This is a genomic window from Rubrivivax gelatinosus IL144 (assembly GCF_000284255.1).
In the GTDB taxonomy this organism is placed as follows: domain Bacteria; phylum Pseudomonadota; class Gammaproteobacteria; order Burkholderiales; family Burkholderiaceae_C; genus Rubrivivax; species Rubrivivax gelatinosus_A.
In genome coordinates this window covers 488980-504993 of the sequence record NC_017075.1, presented here as the reverse complement: position 1 = coordinate 504993, position 16014 = coordinate 488980, and the positions used below count along the sequence as shown (strand labels likewise).

The window sequence follows — 16014 nt, the reverse complement described above, 5'->3', positions numbered from 1 at the left end:
GTTTAGCCGTGCGATCATCGCCGGATGAGCCTGCCGCGCGCCCTCGCCTGCCTCGTGTTCGCGCTCGCCGCGCTGGCCGCACGGGCGCAGACGCTGCCCGCCGAGGCCCGCGCCGCGCTCGAACGTGCCGGCGTGCCGGCGTCGGCGCTGGCCGTCGTCGTGCGCGAGCTGCCGGCTGGCCCGACGCGCCTGGCCTGGCAGCCCGATCTGCCGCAGAACCCGGCCTCGGTGACCAAGCTGCTGACGACGCTGGCCGCGCTGGAGCGCCTGGGCACCGGCTGGACCTGGGCGACGCCGGTCTGGCTGCAGGGCGAGATCCGCGACAGTGTGCTCGAAGGCTCGCTCGTCATCCAGGGCCGCGGCGACCCGCAGCTCAGTGCCGACCGCCTGCGCGCCGCGCTGCGCCGCGTGCGCCAGATGGGCGTGCTGGAGATCCGCGGCGACATCGTGCTCGACGGCTCGGCTTTCGCGGCGCCGGAAGCGGCCGCCGGCGACTTCGACGGCGACCCGTCCCGGCCCTACAACGTGCAGCCGGCGGCGTTGCTGCCGAGCTTTCGCACCGTCGGCTACACCTTCGTGCCCGACCCCGGCGCCGGCGTCGCGCGCGTGCTCGCCGACCCGCCGCTGGCGCGCACCGCGGTGCAGCCCACGGTGCCGCTGTCTGCCGCCCCGTGCAGCGACTGGCGCACGGCGCTGGGCGCCAGCTTCGGGCCGACGGTGCGTTTTGCCGGCCGCTACCCGGCGGCCTGCGGCGAACTCGCCTGGTACGTCGCCGACCCCGACCCGGCGAGCTACGACGCGCGCCTGCTGGAAGCGCTGTGGACCGAGGCCGGTGGCCGCCTGGGCGGGCGTGCACGCCCAGGCCTCGCGCCGCGCGACGTCGCGCCCAGCTTCGAGCTTCGTTCGCCGCCGCTGGCGGACCTGCTGCGCGACATGAACAAGCTCAGCCAGAACACGATGGCCGAGCAGATCACGCGCACGCTGGCGCTGCAGCGCCGCCCCGACCTGCCGGCCGACGCCGCCGGCGCGCGCGCCGCGCTGCGCGACTGGCTGGACGAGGCGCTGGGCCCGCTGCCCGCGGGCACCGTCGTCGACAACGGCTCGGGGCTGTCGCGCGCGACGCGGCTGAGCGCCGGGCTGCTGGCGCGCCTGCTCGAACGCGGCTACGCCAGTCCGGCGATGCCCGAGTTCGTCGCCTCGCTGCCGGTGGCCGGCATCGACGGCACGATGCGGCGCGCCAAGGCCTTGGTGCCGGGCCGCGCGCACCTGAAGACCGGCTCGCTGCGCGACGTCGCGGCGCTGGCCGGCTACGTGTTCGCCGACAGCGGCCGGCGCTACGCCTTCGTCGCGCTGGTCCAGCATCCCAACGCCGCCGCCGCGCGGCCGGCCTTCGACGCGCTGCTGCAGTGGACCGCACGCGACGCTCCGCCCGCCACGACACCATGACGCTCACCGACACGATCGGCTACCTGGCCGCGACGCTGACCACCGCGGCCTTCGTGCCGCAGGCGCTGCTGACGCTGCGCACGCGCGACGTCAGCGGCATCTCGCTGGGCATGTACGCGGTGTTCACCGCCGGTGTCGCGATGTGGCTGGCCTACGGCGTCGCGCTCGGCGAGTGGCCGATCATCGCCGCCAACGCGGCGACGCTGGGCCTGGCGGCGACGATCCTCGGGATGAAGCTGTCGATCGAACGCCGGAACCGGCGCCGCGACGGGGCCTGAAACGACACGAGGCCCGCGGGCGGTGCCGGCGGGCCTCGGAGGACGGAGCGCGAGCGCTCCCTGGCGTGCGGATCAGAAGCTGTAGCTGACGCCCGCCGTGTAGACGACCGGACGGTAGTCGATCGTCGTCTTGATGACCGCGGCGCCTTCGCCGACGAGCTCGCTCTTGACCTTCAGCACCGCGACGCTGGCGAACATGCCCCAGGTCTTGTCGAACTTGTAGGAGAAGCCGGCTTCGGCCGCCGGGCCCCACGAGTTCTCCATGTGGATCTTCCAGCCGTAAGGCGACTTGCGGTTGGAGAAGTGGGTGTAGTTGATGCCCAGGCCGAGGTACGGGCGGAACTTGTCGCTCGGTTCGCCGAAGTGGTAGTTGAACAGCAGCGTCGGCGCGACCGAGTCCGCTTCGACGACCTTGCCCAGGTAGTCGACGGAACCCGCGGCGTAGCCCTTGATGGTCGGCGGCTTGCCGAGCACGAGCTCGACGCCGATGTTGGGCGACACCATGCGCTCGTAGATGAAGACCACCGTCGTCGCGTCGCTGGTCGTCGCGTCGGCGCCGGCCGGCACGCCTAGACCCTGAACGCCGTTGGTCTTGGCGTGCGTGTCGTAGCGGGTGAGGCCGAGCTTGACCACGTTGACGTTGTAGTCCGGCGTCTGGTCCTGGGCCTGGGCGACGCCGGCGGCACCGACCGCGAGCGCCAGCACCGCCAGGGCGCGAATCGTCTTGTTCATGTCGTGATTCCTTGTCGTGGCGTTCGCGTGGCCGTCACTGCGCGGCGGCAACCCAGCCGAACTTGCGCAACTGCTCCAGCACCTGCTGGGCGTAGTACGCATGCCCGCCGCTGGTCGGGTGCACGCCATCGGCGAAGAACCAGGTCGCCGGGTCGGCGCCGCTGGTCAGGCCGTTGTAGGGCATGCCGGTCGTCGCGTTGCAGAACAGCGAGGAACCATCGGTGACCTGACCGCCGGTGATGGCGCTGATCTTGGCGGCGCTGCAGGCCGGCGTCGTGATGTTCGTGAAGCCGTAGGTGGCCGGCGCGTTGTACGCGGCGGCGCCGATGGCGGCCATGTCGATGATCTGCACCGGCTGGCCGTCAAGGCCCGACTTCAGCCACAGGTTGAAGGTCTCGGTCAGCGTCGTCAGAACGCCCTGGATGCTGGCCGGATAGGCCTGGAACTGCGGCGTCAGCGCCGAGTTCGGCAGGTTGCCGATGGCGACGTACTTGCCGCCGTGAGCCAGGATCTTGGTCTTCACGTAGCCGGCGAGTTCGTGGGCAGCTTCCTTCATGCCTTCCTGCGCCGCGCTTTGCGCGTCGTAGAGCTGCTTGTTGCCCTGGTCGGCCGTCAGCTCACCGGCGGCGACCTTGGCCTGGATGGCTTGAGCCGTGGCGACGAAGGTCTGCAGCTGGATGAAAGCGTCGTTGTTGCCGGCCCAGACGATGACCAGGTCGGTATCCTTGAAGCTGCCGAAGCGCGCGAGGTGGTGGTCGATCTGGGTGGAGACCGGAACCGTCAGCGCAGCGGGTGCACCGTTCTTGGTATGGCCGATGCCGTTGGGATCGGTGACGCGCGAGCCGCCCTGACCGTACGCGGTGCAGGTGCCGGCCAGCGCAGCGCTTTGCAGCGCCGCCGGGCAGGCCACCGAGCTGCCGGCGAAGCCCACGTCGGCCGGCGTGATCGTGATGCCCAGCGTCGCCGCGACGCGCTCGATCCAGATCAGGTCGCCGGTCGCCGAGTCGGTGTTCGTCGTGAACTTGCCGCCGAAGTACGGGGCCGTGCCGTTGCCGGCCAGCGAGGTCGCAGGCGCGTAGGTGCCGACGTCGCTGAGGCTGTCGCCGAAGGACACCACGGCGCTGAAGGCCCCGACCGTCGTCGGAGCACCGGACGGGCCTTCGCTCGCCGGGTCGGGATTGCTGCCGCCGCCGCACGCCGCCAGCAACGCCGCGCTGATGGCGGCCGCGAGCACGCCTCTGCGCATCTTCATCATATCTGCCCCGCTTTCTTCCTATATTCGAACGTCATCACGAACGTTCGTTCTAATTTGGCGAGGCGACTATAAGCGTGCCCGGGGCCACCCCGGTCAGCGGAAACCCGTGGTCGCGGCGCGCGGCCGCGTGGCGTCAGAACGGGTTGTCTTCAGCGCGGGCGATCGCCAGACGGCCGAATTCGTAGTGCGCACGAGGGCTGAAGTGCCATTCGTCGGCCCAGAGATAGGTGCTGTTGCCCGCACCTTCGACCAAGGTCTTGGTGTTGCAATCGGGCAACTCGGCACTGGCCAGGCAGGCGGACTCCTTCACGTTCTTCAACTCGAAACTGCCCGGCGACTTCTTCATCAGCTTGCTGCGGGTGTTCGACTGCACCAGGCCGATATAACGGCCGTCGATCAGGATGTTGGTGCCGAGCGCGACGTTGAAGGCGTCGACGAGCGAGGTGATCAGTTCGGCGCGGTCGACGTCGGTGTTGGCCGCCTTCTCGGCCAGCGCGTACGGCGACAGGCCCATGTCCGGCAGGTCCGACAGCAGCACCTTGCCGCCGAGCTCGACGATGCGGTTGACCTGCTTGGCCAGCGCCTTGCCGCGGTCGGCGGCGTCGTTCTTCAGGTCATCCGCAGTGCGCGTCGGGTACTGCTTATACAGCGCCAGGATGTCGTTGGCGCCGATCATCACGGTCGTCAGATCGTCGCTGCGGAAGCCGCCGGCGGCGACCTGGGCGTCGATCTGGGCCTGCAGGTCGTCCACGACCGCACCGTTGGACGCCCGGAAGAAGGCCTTCACCGCGGCGCTCTTCGGGTTGCACTCGGCGAAGACGTAGTCGTAGTTGGACGCCACGCGCTGCACCCAGATCGGGTTGGACGAGCACGAGAAGGTGTCCACCTTGGTCGTCTCGTCGGTCGTGATGTTGTTGATCGACCAGCGCTTGCCCTCGGACGTCAGCAGGCTGTTCTCGTCGCCGAAGGCGATGACGCGGCCGGGCTCGAACTTGTCGTACTGCGAGGTGCCGCCGCCGCAGGCTGCCAGCGCGGCGGCGATGGCGATGCTGCCGACGACGCGACGCAGGGTTTGGCCGCGATTCAGGAAGAGAGACATGTGGACTCCGAGACGGGGGCAGCGCGCGATGGCGTAGGTTCAGGCGGCGGCAGCGCGGGTGAGGCGGTCGCGCACGCCGTCCCATTCGGGACCCGCTGGCGGCTGCTCGACCCAGACGACCGAGGCACCGGCGGCATCGAAGCCGCGCAGCGCCGCGAAGAGCTCGTGCGCGGCGGCCGCGGGATCGGCCGGCATCGGCCGATGACGCACGCCGGACGCCGGCGACGGAACGACGCGGGAATATACCGCGACGCCTGCCGGCGCCGGTTTCGCCAGCATGGCCGTCAGTGACGCGGAGTCGTAGAGGCGGACCTTGGCCGCCGGCGCGTAGTGCGACTCCAGCGTGCCCGAGGCGCGCGGCGAATCGGCGCCCGGCGCGGCCAGCGGCGCACCGATGACGGCCTCGATCTCGCGCCGGTCGAGCGCACCCGGGCGCAGCAGCGCCGGCCGTTCGCCCGAACAGTCGACGATCGCCGACTCGATGCCGACTTCGCAAGCGCCGCCGTCGAGGATCAGCAGGCCGTCGCCGAACTCGCCGCGCACGTGCTGCGCGGTCGTCGGGCTGACGCGGCCGAAGCGGTTGGCGCTCGGCGCCGCGACGCCGTGCACGCCCAGCCGGACCGCCTCGCGCAGCAGCGCCTGCGCCACCGGATGCGAGGGCATGCGGATGCCGATCGTCGCCTGGCCGCCGGCAGCGGCTTCGCCGCGGCCTTCACGGCGGCGCAGGATCAGCGTCAGCGGGCCGGGCCAGAAGCGCGCCATCAGCGCCTCGGCCACCGGGCCCGGCGCTTCGGCGAACTCGGCGACCGCGGCCGCGTCGGCGACATGCACGATCAGCGGGTGGTCGTCGGGCCGGCCCTTGACGGCGAACACCGCCGCGGTGGCGACGTCGTGGTCGGCGCGCGCGCCCAGGCCGTAGACCGTCTCGGTCGGGAAGGCGACGAGACCGCCGTCGCGCAGGCGTTCGGCGGCACTGGTGATGGCCGCAGGCAGGGTTCCGTCGAGGATCGGCATCTTCGTGTTCAGAACGCCGGCAGGCCCAGGCGTTCGCAGACCCGGAGCGCGGTGGCGCGTGCGCCCGCGGCATCGGCCGCGGTGACGGTCAGGTGGCCCATCTTGCGCCCGCGCCGCGCGTCGGTCTTGCCGTACAGGTGCAGCGCGACGCCGGGCAGCGCCAGCACGCCGGCCCAGTCGGGCGTGCGCGGCTCGCTGGTTTCGCCGGGGAACCAGAGGTCGCCGAGCAGGTTGAGCATCACCGCCGCCGAATGCAGGCGCGGCGCGGCCAGCGGCAGGCCGGCCAGCGTGCGCAGCTGCAGCTCGAACTGCGAGACGTCGCAGGAGTCCAGGCTGTAGTGGCCCGAATTGTGCGGCCGCGGCGCCATCTCGTTGGCGACCAGGCTGCCGTCGGCGAGCACGAAGAACTCGACGCAGAGCACGCCGACGTAGTCCATCGACGCGGCCAGCCGGCCGGCGCAGTCGATGGCCTGGGCGGCGAGCCCGGGCGACACACCCGGCGCCGGCACCTGGGTGACGGCGAGGATGCCGTCGCGGTGCAGGTTCTGCTGCACCGGCAGGTGCACCAGCGCGCCGTCGCGCCCGCGCGCGACGATGACGCTCAGCTCCAGCGCCAGCGGCAGGCGCTTCTCGAGCACGCAGGTGGCGCGGCCCAGGCGCTGCCAGGCAGCGGCCAGTTCATCGGCCGTGGCCACCGAGGCCTGGCCCTTGCCGTCGTAGCCCAGGCGCGCGGTCTTCAGGATGCCGGGCAGCAGGCCGGCGGCCGCGGCGAGGTCGGCTTCAGTCTCGATCGTCGCGAAGGGCGCACAGGGCACGCCCGAGCGCTGGAAGTGGCGCTTCTCGGCGGCACGGTCCTGGCAGATCTCGACCGCGGCCGCGGCCGGGGCGACCGGCACCCGTTCGGCCAGCGTGCGCAGCGAATCGGCCGGCACGTTCTCGAACTCGGTCGTCACCGCATCGCAGGACGCCGCCAGTTCGGCCAGCCCGGCGGCGTCGGTATAGGCCGCGGCGACATGCTGGTGGGCGACGAGCCCGGCCGGGCTGGTGGCGTCGGGCTCGAGCACGACGGTGCGGTAGCCCATGGTCTGCGCGGCGTGCACGAACATGCGGCCGAGCTGGCCGCCGCCCATCACGCCGAGCGCGGCACCGGGAAGCAGCGGCGTATTCACTTCAGGTCGGCCGTCATCGCCCGCGCCGCCTCGGTCTGGCGCGCGCGGAACGCGGCGAGCCGGGCGTGCAGGCTCTCGTCGTCGGCGGCCAGCATCGCCACCGCGAACAGCGCCGCGTTGGCCGCGCCGGCAGCGCCGATCGCGAAGGTCGCCACCGGGATGCCCTTGGGCATCTGGACGATGGAGTACAGCGAGTCCACGCCCTGCAGGTGGCGGCTGGCCACCGGCACGCCGAGCACCGGCACCGTGGTCTTGGCGGCGACCATGCCCGGCAGGTGCGCGGCACCGCCGGCGCCGGCGATGATCGCGCGCAGGCCGCGTTCGCGCGCCGTTTCGGCGAAAGCGAACATCTCGTCGGGCATGCGGTGCGCGGACAGCACACGCGCCTCGTAAGGCACGTCGAACTCCTGCAGCAGCTCGGCCGCGCCACGCAGCGTCTCCCAGTCGCTGGAGGAGCCGAGGACGATGGCCACGCGCGGCGTGCGCGCCGGGGTGTCGGGGGAACTCAAGTGGACGATTCCTTGCAGATCAGGCCGCCAGGCGCGACAGGCTCAGGCCCGCCAGCGCCGTTTTGAGGCGGTCAATCTCGGAATCGTACCTTCCCCGGACCTCGGCCAGCGCGCCGGCCCATTCGGCGGCCTGCTCGGGTCGGCCCAGCGCCTGCGACAGCGCGGCGTACTGCAGCAGGAACAGCAGCCGGTCTTCGACTGCCAACTGCACGTACAGCGAGGGATCGAGCGCCTCGAAGGCGATGCGCGCGTCATGCACGCGGCCGGCGGCCGCCAGGCAGGCCGCACGTTCGATCTCGGGCACCAACCGGTCGGCATGGAAACCGAAGCGCGTGTCCTGCGGCTGCAGCAGCTCGTCGAACAGCACGACCGCGCGCTCCGGCTCGCCCGACAGCATCGCGATGCGGGCGCGGCAAACCCGCATCAGCTGCATCAGCGAATACTGGTGTGCGCCCAGGCAATAGGCCCAGGCCGATTCGACGCCGATGGCCGCCATGCGCAGCTCGTCCGCGTCCAGGCGCCCGTACAGCGCGTCCAGCCGCAGCGTCACCAGCGACATCGCCGGGCGGTTGAAGACCAGGGCACCGATCGTCGCGTCGTCGCCGAGCGTGATGGCCTCGCGCCGCGCGCGTTCGTACCAGGGCCGCGCGGCCTGTGCGTCGCCGGCGAACTGGTGCGCGGTGCCGACGACGACGCAGACCCGGCTGCTCGCCTCGATGCAGGCGCCCGGCCGGTCGAAACAGGCGCCCAGCGCCTGCACCATCGCGCCGAAGTCGCCGAGCACGAAATGCATGTGCGCCAGCCACGAGGCCGTCAGCCGGATCAGGTCGTCGTGGCGCCAGGCCATCGCCACCGTGTGGGCGCGCAGGATGCGGTCGGCGGCGGCCGGATCCATGTTGTCGAAGAACAGGATCAGCCCTTCGAGCAGCATGATGCGCACGGCGATGCGGCTGGCGCGGCCGTCGCCGTGGTCGCGCCGCAGTTGCGCGGCGACGTTCTGCGCGCCGGCGATGTCGCCGACACGCGCGAGGTGGCAGGCGCGTTCGGCGGCCAGTTCGGCACGCCGAAGCGGATCGCGGCAGCCGGCAAGCTCGTGGTCGAGACGGGCGAGCAGCCGGCTCATGGCGTCATGCCGGCGCGGTGAGGCGCTCGCAGGCGAGCGCGTAGCGCGCGGTGCTGGCCGCGGCCACCTCGGCCGGCAGGCGCGGCGCCGGGGCACGCTTGTTCCAGGGCTGGCCGTCGACGGTGGCCGTCTCCAGCCAGTCGCGCACCGGCTGCTTGTCGTAGCTCGGCGGGTTCTCGCCCTCGCGCCAGCCGGCAGCTTCCCAGAAGCGCGAGGAGTCGGGCGTCAGCACCTCGTCCATCAGCGTCAGCGTGCCGTGTTCGTCGAGGCCGAACTCGAACTTGGTGTCGGCGATGATGATGCCGCGCGTCAGCGCGTGCGCCGCGGCCGCTTCGTACAGGCGGATCGAGACTTCGCGCACCTTGGCGGCGAGCTCGGCGCCAATCATCTCTTCCATGCGCGAGAACGGGATGTTCTCGTCGTGGTCGCCGACCGCGGCCTTGGTGGCCGGCGTGAAGATCGGCTGCGGCAGACGGCTGGCGTTCTTCAGCCCCGGCGGCAGCGCGACGCCGCAGACGGTGCCGCTCTGCTGGTACTCCTTCCAGCCCGAACCGGCGAGGTAGCCGCGCACCACGGCTTCGACCGGCAAGCCCTTGAGCCGCTTGACCAGCATCGAGCGGCCGCGCACCTGGGCCACCTCGTCGGCGGCGACGACCGAGACCGGGTCCTCGCCCGTGAGGTGGTTCGGCACGATGGCGCCGAGCTTGTCGAACCAGAACAGCGCCATGCGCGTCAGCAGCTCGCCCTTGCCCGGGATCGGGTCGTCGAGCACGACGTCGAAAGCCGACAGACGGTCGCTGGCGACCATCAGGATGCGGTCTTCGCCGACGGCGTAGTTGTCACGCACCTTGCCCCGCGCCAGCAGCGGCAGCGAGTGGAGATCGGACTGGTACAGGGCGTTGCTCATGCGCTTTCGCGGGCGGACCGCGTCAAAAGTTTGGGGCGGAAAATGCACGAGGGGGCCCCGGTGGTGGCCCCCTCCTCGTCTGGGCGACGGACGCTTCAGCGCCCGCGCACGGGCCTCAGTTGACCAGCTGGGCCAGCGCGCCCGTGGCGTACTTCTGCGCCATCTCGCTCATCGCCAGCGGCTTGATCTTCGCGCCCTGGCCTTCGCAGCCGAACTCCAGGTAGCGCTGCTTGCAGACCTGCTTGGCGGCTTCGCGCGCGGGCTTGAGCCACTCGCGGGCGTCGAACTTCTCGGGGTTCTCGACGAGGAACTTGCGCACCGCAGCCGTCATCGCCAGGCGGATGTCCGTGTCGATGTTGATCTTGCGAACACCGTGCTTGATGGCTTCCTGGATCTCCTCGACCGGCACGCCGTAGGTCTCCTTCATCTTGCCGCCGAACTGGTTGATCAGCGCCAGCAGGTCCTGCGGCACCGACGACGAGCCGTGCATCACGAGGTGGGTGTTGGGGATGCGCGCGTGGATCTCCTTGACGCGCGAGATCGCCAGGATGTCGCCGGTGGGCTTGCGCGAGAACTTGTAGGCGCCGTGGCTGGTGCCGATGGCGATCGCCAGCGCGTCGAGCTGGGTCTGCTTGACGAAGTCGGCGGCCTGCTCGGGGTCGGTCAGCAGAGCCGAGTGGTCGAGCTTGCCGACGGCGCCGATGCCGTCCTCCTCGCCCGCCTCGCCGGTCTCCAGCGAGCCCAGGCAGCCGAGTTCGCCTTCCACGGTGACGCCGACCTCGTGCGCCATCGCGACGACCTTGCGCGTCACGTCGACGTTGTATTCGTAGCTCGACGGCGTCTTGCCGTCTTCCATCAGCGAGCCGTCCATCATCACCGAGCCGAAGCCCAGGTCGATGGCGCCGCGGCAGATCGCCGGGCTCTGGCCGTGATCCTGGTGCATCACCAGCGGCACGGTCGGGAAGGCTTCGACGGCGGCCTGGATCAGGTGCTTGATGAAGGCCTCGCCGGCGTACTTGCGGGCGCCGGCGCTGGCCTGCAGGATGGCCGGAGCACCGACCTCCGCGGCGGCCGACATCACGGCCTGCACCTGCTCGAGGTTGTTGACGTTGAAGGCCGGGATCCCGTAGCCGTTTTCGGCGGCGTGATCCAGCAGTTGACGCATCGAGACGAGTGGCATGGTGGTCTTCCCGCGGAGTGAATAGGTGGCGCCCGGCCGCGCGACGCGCGCCGGGCATGCGGAAGATTCTAGCCACTGGCCCCCGCCGCGCCCCGGGTACGACCGGGCCGCAGGCGGGTATGCGCGAGCCGCGTCAGGCGACGCGGCAGACCTTGAGCATGTTCGTGCCGCCGGGGTGGCCCATCGGCTCGCCGCAGGTGATCGCATAGGTGTCGCCGGGGCGCAGCACGCCGCGCTGCACGAGGATGCGTTCGGCCGCGGCCAGCGCCTCGTCGCGGTCGGTGAACTTGGGCACCAGCAGCGGCGTGACGTTGCGGTACAGCGTCATGCGGCGCTGCGGCGCCGACGACGAGGTCAGGCCGTAGATCGGCACCTTGATGTGGTGGCGACTCATCCACAGCGCCGTCGAGCCCGACTCGGTCAGCGCCAGGATCGCGCGGCATCCCAGGTGGTGGGCGGTGAACAGCGCGCCCATCGCGATCGACTGGTCGATGCGGCCGAAACGCTTGTTGGCGAAGTCGGTCTCGAGGCGGAAGTCGTCGGCGGCCTCGGCCTCCAGCGCGATCGCGGCCATCTGCTGGATGGTCTCGACCGGGTAGCGGCCGGCGGCGGTCTCGGCGCTGAGCATCACCGCGTCGGTGCCGTCGAGCACGGCGTTGGCGACGTCGCTGACCTCGGCGCGCGTCGGCACCGCGTTGACGATCATCGACTCCATCATCTGGGTCGCGGTGATCGCGATCTTGTCGGCCTCGCGCGCCATGCGGATCATGCGTTTCTGCAGCGCCGGCACCGCGGCGTTGCCGACCTCGACCGCGAGGTCGCCGCGCGCGACCATGATGCCGTCGGAGGCACGCAGGATCTGGTCGAGCACGGGGATCGCCTCGCTGCGCTCGATCTTGGCGATCAGCCCGGGCTTGTGGCGCCAGGGTTCGCCGGCGACGTTGCACAGCTGGCGCGCCATCTCCATGTCGGTGGCGCTCTTGGGGAAGCTGACGGCGACGTAGTCGGCCTGGAAGCTCATCGCGGTGCGGATGTCTTCCATGTCCTTGGCCGTCAGCGCCGGCGCGGTGAGTCCGCCGCCGGCCTTGTTGATGCCCTTGTTGTTGGACAGCTCGCCGCCGACGACGACGCGGGTGGCGACGCGGTCACCGATGACCTGCTCGACCGACAGCTTGATCAGCCCGTCGTTGAGCAGCAGCGTGTCGCCGGGGCGCACGTCGCGCGGCAGGTCCTTGTAGTCCAGGCCGACGCATTCGACGTCGCCCGGCTCGGTGCGCGAGGCGTCGAGCACGAAGGGCGCGCCGTTCTCCAGCTCGACCTTGCCTTCGGCGAACTTGCCGACGCGGATCTTCGGGCCCTGCAGGTCGGCCATGATGGCGACCTCCCGGCCCGCGGCGGCGGCGACCTGGCGCACGAGATTGGCGCGGTCGATGTGATCCTGCGCCTTGCCGTGCGAGAAGTTCATGCGCACGACGTCGACGCCGGCGCGGATCATCGCTTCCAGCACCTCCGGCGACGACGAGGCGGGTCCGAGGGTGGCGACGATCTTCGTGGCTCGCATGGCGGCTCTTTTCTCGAAACGCTGGAAACCCAGCGCCTGCGATTATCGGCAGAAGGCCTGCCGCCGCCATGCTTGCCCGGGTACGGCCTGATTACGTCGTGGCTTGCCGCACGACCGCCAGCGTCGCCGCCTCGGCCACCGCCAGCGCGGTGATGTTGATGACCCGGCGCACGGTGGCCGACGGCGTCAGGATGTGCGCCGGCGCCGCCGTGCCCAGCAGCATCGGACCGACGGTGACGCCGTGGCCGCTGGTCATCTTCAGCACGTTGAACAGGATGTTGGCGGCGTCCAGGTTGGGCAGCACCAGCACGTTGGCGCTGCCGGTGAGCGTGCTGTCGGGCAGGTAACGGGCCCGCACCTCGGCCGACAAGGCAGCGTCGCCGTGCATCTCGCCGTCGCACTCGATGTGCGGCGCCATCTTGACGAACAGGTCGCGCGCCGCACGCATGCGCTGCGCCGAACCCCGCGCCGACGAGCCGAAGATCGAGTGCGAGACGAAAGCCACCTTCGGCGGCAGGCCGAAGCGGCGCACCTCCTCGGCGGCCATCAGCGCGATCTCGGCGAGCTGCTCGGCGCTGGGCTCCTCGTTTACGAAGGTGTCGGCCAGGAACAGCGTGCCGCTGTCCAGCGGCAGCGCGTTCATCGCCGCCAGCGTCTTGGCGCCGGGCTTCAGGCCGATCGCCGCACGCACGTGTTCCAGGTGCGAGTCGTAGCGCCCGGCCAGGCCGCAGACCATCGCATCGGCCTCGCCGCGGCGCACCATCAGCGCCGAGGTCAGCGTGTGCGAGCGCCGCACCGTCGTGCGCGCCGCCTCGGGCGAGATGCCGTCGCGGCCCATCAGGCGGTGGTAGGCCTGCCAGTACTCGTCGTAGCGCGGGTGGTCGGCCGGGTCGACGACCTCGTAGTCGCGGCCGGCTTCGAGCCGCAGCCCGGCCTGCGCCGCCCGCTCGGCGATGACCGCCGGACGGCCGACGAGGACCGGCCGCGCCAGACCTTCGTCGAGCACCGCCTGCACCGCACGCAGCACGCGCTCGTCCTCGCCCTCGGCGTAGACGACACGCGCCGGGCGCGCCTTCGCGGCGTTGAACACCGGGCGCATGAACATGCCGGTCTGGTAGACGAAGCGCGTCAGCGACTGGCGGTAGGCCTCGAGGTCGGCGATCGGACGCGTCGCGACACCGGACTCGGCCGCCGCCTTGGCCACCGCCGGCGCGATGCGCAGGATCAGGCGGGCGTCGAACGGCGTCGGGATCAGGTAGTCGGGGCCGAACTTCAGTTCCTTGCCGGCGTAGGCGGCCGCGACCTCGCTGCTGGCCTCGGCCTTGGCGAGCGCGGCGATCTCGTGCACGCAGGCGATCTTCATCGCCTCGGTGATCTTCGTCGCGCCGCAATCGAGTGCGCCGCGGAAGATGTACGGGAAGCACAGGACGTTGTTGACCTGGTTCGGGTAGTCGCTGCGGCCGGTGGCGATGATGCAGTCGGGCCGCACGGCCTTGGCCAGCTCGGGGCGGATCTCGGGCTCGGGGTTGGCCAGCGCCAGGATCACCGGCTGCGAGGCCATCGTCGCCACCATCTCCGGCGTCAGCACGCCGGCGGCCGAGCAGCCGAGGAAGACGTCGGCCCCGGCCACCGCGTCGGCCAGCGTGCGGCCCTCGCCGCGCTGGCAGTAGCGCATCTTCGACTCGTCGAGCTTGCCGGCCAGCACGTCGGCGCGCTGGTCCTGGATCAGGCCCTTGGAGTCGCAGACCCAGACGTTCTCGCGCCGCACGCCCAGGTCGACCATCAGGTCCAGGCAGGCGATGGCCGCGGCACCGGCGCCCGAGACCGCCAGCTTGACGCTCGCGATGTCCTTGCCGACGAGTTCCAGCGCGTTCAAGAGCGCCGCCGACGAGATGATCGCCGTGCCGTGCTGGTCGTCGTGGAAGACCGGCACGTTCATGCGCTCACGCAAGCGGCGCTCGATGTAGAAGCACTCGGGGGCCTTGATGTCCTCGAGGTTCACGCCGCCCAGCGTCGGCTCCAGCGCAGCGATGATGTCGACGAGCTTGTCGGGGTCGCGTTCGGCGAGCTCGATGTCGAAGACGTCGATGCCGGCGAACTTCTTGAACAGGCAGCCCTTGCCTTCCATCACCGGCTTGCCGGCCAGCGGGCCGATGTCGCCCAGGCCCAGCACCGCGGTGCCGTTGGTCACGACGGCCACTAGGTTGGCGCGCGAGGTGTACTCGGCGGCCAGCGCGGGGTCTTCCTCGATCGCCAGGCAGGCATAGGCGACGCCGGGCGAATAGGCGAGCGACAGGTCGCGCTGGTTGGACAGCGGCTTGGTCGGGGTGACGGAAATCTTGCCGCGCACGGGAGCGCGGTGGTAGTCCAGCGCCGCCTCGCGCAGTGCGGCTTCGGCGTCGGAGAGCTTCTTGTCCAAGGGGGAACTCCTCGCGCCCCGGCGTTGATGCCTTGCCGGGGGCGAATGCAAAACGGCCGGCGGCGCCCGCCGCCGGCTCGTGGGCACCGGCGTGCGCCGGTGCCGCCGGGGCTTCAGGCAGCCGCGCGGCGGGTCAGGATCTCGAAGGCCGGCAGCGTCTTGCCCTCGAGCACTTCGAGGAAGGCGCCACCGCCGGTAGAGATGTAGCCGATGTCTTTTTCGATGCCGTACTTGGCGATCGCGGCCAGCGTGTCGCCGCCGCCGGCGATGCTGAAGGCGTCGCTGGCGGCGATCGCACGCGCCACCGTCTCGGTGCCGTGGGCGAAGGCGTCGAACTCGAAGACGCCGACCGGGCCGTTCCAGACGATGGTGCCGGCGGCCTTCAGCTTGTCGGCCAGCAGCGCCGCGGTCTTGGGGCCGATGTCGAGGATCAGGTCGTCGTCGGCGACGTCGGCCGCGTCCTTGACGGTGGCCGGCGCGTCGGCGGCGAAGGCCTTGGCGGTGACGACGTCGACGGGAATCGGGACCTCGGCGCCGCGGGCCTTCATGGCCTCGATGACGGCCTTGGCCTCGCCCAGCAGGTCGGGCTCGGCCAGGCTCTTGCCGATCTTCAGGCCGGCAGCCAGCATGAAGGTGTTGGCGATGCCGCCGCCGACGATCAGGCCGTCGACGTTCTTGGCCAGGCTCTGCAGGATCGTCAGCTTGGTGCTGACCTTGCTGCCGGCGACGATGGCCACCAGCGGCCGCTTCGGGTTGGCCAGGGCCTTGCTGATGGCGTCGATCTCGGCGGCCAGCAGCGGGCCGGCGCAGGCGATCTTGGCGTACTCGGCGATGCCGTAGGTGCTGGCCTCGGCGCGGTGCGCGGTGCCGAAGGCGTCGTGCACGAAGATGTCGCAGAGCGCCGCCATCTTGCGTGCCAGCTCTTCCTTGTTCTTCTTCTCGCCCTTGTTGACGCGGCAGTTCTCCAGCAGCACGACCTGGCCGGGCTGGACGTCGACGCCGTCGACCCAGTTGGCGACCAGCGGCACCTCGCGGCCGAGCAGCTCGCCCAGGCGCTTGGCGACCGGCGCCAGCGAATCCTCGGGCTTGAACTCGCCTTCGGTCGGGCGGCCCAGGTGCGAGGTGACCATCACCGCGGCGCCGGCGTCCAGCGCCATCTTGATGCAGGGCACCGAGGCGCGCACGCGGGTGTCCTCGGTGATCTGGCCGTCGTCGGACAGCGGCACGTTGAGGTCGGCACGGATGAAGACACGCTGGCCGCGGGCGCGGCCGGAAGCGGCGAGGTCGGAAAAGCGCAGGACGTTCATGGTGTGAGCGACAGG

Annotated in this window: 14 protein-coding genes; 2 read left to right on the top strand and 12 right to left on the bottom strand. The window is 71.0% G+C overall.

What is annotated here, in order from left to right:
* The first annotated feature begins 24 nt into the window (after positions 1-24).
* Positions 25-1446, top strand: coding sequence for a D-alanyl-D-alanine carboxypeptidase/D-alanyl-D-alanine endopeptidase (dacB, locus tag RGE_RS02345; protein ID WP_014426696.1), 1422 nt, complete (start codon positions 25-27; stop codon positions 1444-1446).
* Positions 1443-1724 (top strand): SemiSWEET transporter, encoded by a 282-nt coding sequence (locus RGE_RS02340; protein ID WP_014426695.1) that lies wholly within the window; start codon positions 1443-1445, stop codon positions 1722-1724. The genes dacB and RGE_RS02340 overlap by 4 nt, the downstream gene beginning before the upstream one ends.
* Positions 1725-1796: 72 nt before the next feature.
* Here the strand turns inward: RGE_RS02340 and RGE_RS02335 are convergent, their stop codons facing one another.
* The 12 genes from RGE_RS02335 to RGE_RS02280 form a co-directional block, all read right to left on the bottom strand.
* Positions 1797-2456 (bottom strand): OmpW/AlkL family protein, encoded by a 660-nt coding sequence (locus RGE_RS02335; protein ID WP_014426694.1) that lies wholly within the window; start codon positions 2454-2456, stop codon positions 1797-1799.
* A gap of 34 nt (positions 2457-2490) precedes the next feature.
* Complete coding sequence (locus RGE_RS02330) at positions 2491-3708, bottom strand: SGNH/GDSL hydrolase family protein (RefSeq protein WP_043784517.1); 1218 nt, start codon at positions 3706-3708, stop codon at positions 2491-2493.
* A gap of 136 nt (positions 3709-3844) precedes the next feature.
* Positions 3845-4810, bottom strand: a complete 966-nt coding sequence (locus RGE_RS02325) for an SGNH/GDSL hydrolase family protein (protein ID WP_014426692.1) — start codon at positions 4808-4810, stop codon at positions 3845-3847.
* 39 nt (positions 4811-4849) lie between these two features.
* The gene (locus tag RGE_RS02320; protein WP_014426691.1) at positions 4850-5824 is read right to left on the bottom strand and encodes an L-threonylcarbamoyladenylate synthase; all 975 of its coding nucleotides are present in this window, start codon (positions 5822-5824) and stop codon (positions 4850-4852) included.
* Positions 5825-5832: 8 nt separating this feature from the next.
* Positions 5833-6993 carry a 5-(carboxyamino)imidazole ribonucleotide synthase gene (locus RGE_RS02315; RefSeq protein ID WP_014426690.1) on the bottom strand — a complete coding sequence of 387 codons (1161 nt, stop codon included), beginning with the start codon at positions 6991-6993 and terminating at the stop codon, positions 5833-5835.
* Positions 6990-7502, bottom strand: coding sequence for a 5-(carboxyamino)imidazole ribonucleotide mutase (gene purE, locus RGE_RS02310; RefSeq protein ID WP_043783736.1), 513 nt, complete (start codon positions 7500-7502; stop codon positions 6990-6992). Before purE ends, RGE_RS02315 begins: the two co-directional genes overlap by 4 nt.
* Before the next feature lie 19 nt (positions 7503-7521).
* A complete protein-coding gene (locus RGE_RS02305; protein WP_014426688.1) occupies positions 7522-8625 on the bottom strand; it encodes a hypothetical protein in 1104 nt (367 codons plus the stop codon).
* 4 nt (positions 8626-8629) lie between these two features.
* The gene (locus RGE_RS02300) at positions 8630-9532 is read right to left on the bottom strand and encodes a phosphoribosylaminoimidazolesuccinocarboxamide synthase (RefSeq protein ID WP_014426687.1); all 903 of its coding nucleotides are present in this window, start codon (positions 9530-9532) and stop codon (positions 8630-8632) included.
* Positions 9533-9647: 115 nt separating this feature from the next.
* Positions 9648-10712: a class II fructose-bisphosphate aldolase gene (fba, locus tag RGE_RS02295; protein WP_014426686.1), complete on the bottom strand. Its 1065-nt coding sequence runs from the start codon at positions 10710-10712 to the stop codon at positions 9648-9650.
* A 133-nt stretch (positions 10713-10845) separates the two neighbouring features.
* A complete protein-coding gene (pyk, locus tag RGE_RS02290; RefSeq protein ID WP_014426685.1) occupies positions 10846-12273 on the bottom strand; it encodes a pyruvate kinase in 1428 nt (475 codons plus the stop codon).
* Positions 12274-12364: 91 nt separating this feature from the next.
* Entirely contained in the window at positions 12365-14692 is a 2328-nt protein-coding gene (locus tag RGE_RS02285; RefSeq protein ID WP_014426684.1) for an NADP-dependent malic enzyme, read from the bottom strand.
* Between the two features lie 113 nt (positions 14693-14805).
* Entirely contained in the window at positions 14806-15999 is a 1194-nt protein-coding gene (locus RGE_RS02280) for a phosphoglycerate kinase (RefSeq protein ID WP_014426683.1), read from the bottom strand.
* Between the last annotated feature and the right edge of the window lie 15 nt (positions 16000-16014).

What these genes read in the sequence shown, in the direction of transcription:
- dacB (WP_014426696.1), top strand. Translation starts at nt 25, where the DNA reads ATGAGCCTGCCGCGCGCCCTCGCCTGCCTCGTGTTCGCGCTCGCCGCG.
- RGE_RS02340 (WP_014426695.1), top strand. Translation starts at nt 1,443, where the DNA reads ATGACGCTCACCGACACGATCGGCTACCTGGCCGCGACGCTGACCACC.
- RGE_RS02335 (WP_014426694.1), bottom strand. Translation starts at nt 2,456, where the DNA reads ATGAACAAGACGATTCGCGCCCTGGCGGTGCTGGCGCTCGCGGTCGGT.
- RGE_RS02330 (WP_043784517.1), bottom strand. Translation starts at nt 3,708, where the DNA reads ATGAAGATGCGCAGAGGCGTGCTCGCGGCCGCCATCAGCGCGGCGTTG.
- RGE_RS02325 (WP_014426692.1), bottom strand. Translation starts at nt 4,810, where the DNA reads ATGTCTCTCTTCCTGAATCGCGGCCAAACCCTGCGTCGCGTCGTCGGC.
- RGE_RS02320 (WP_014426691.1), bottom strand. Translation starts at nt 5,824, where the DNA reads ATGCCGATCCTCGACGGAACCCTGCCTGCGGCCATCACCAGTGCCGCC.
- RGE_RS02305 (WP_014426688.1), bottom strand. Translation starts at nt 8,625, where the DNA reads ATGAGCCGGCTGCTCGCCCGTCTCGACCACGAGCTTGCCGGCTGCCGC.
- RGE_RS02300 (WP_014426687.1), bottom strand. Translation starts at nt 9,532, where the DNA reads ATGAGCAACGCCCTGTACCAGTCCGATCTCCACTCGCTGCCGCTGCTG.
- fba (WP_014426686.1), bottom strand. Translation starts at nt 10,712, where the DNA reads ATGCCACTCGTCTCGATGCGTCAACTGCTGGATCACGCCGCCGAAAAC.
- pyk (WP_014426685.1), bottom strand. Translation starts at nt 12,273, where the DNA reads ATGCGAGCCACGAAGATCGTCGCCACCCTCGGACCCGCCTCGTCGTCG.
- RGE_RS02280 (WP_014426683.1), bottom strand. Translation starts at nt 15,999, where the DNA reads ATGAACGTCCTGCGCTTTTCCGACCTCGCCGCTTCCGGCCGCGCCCGC.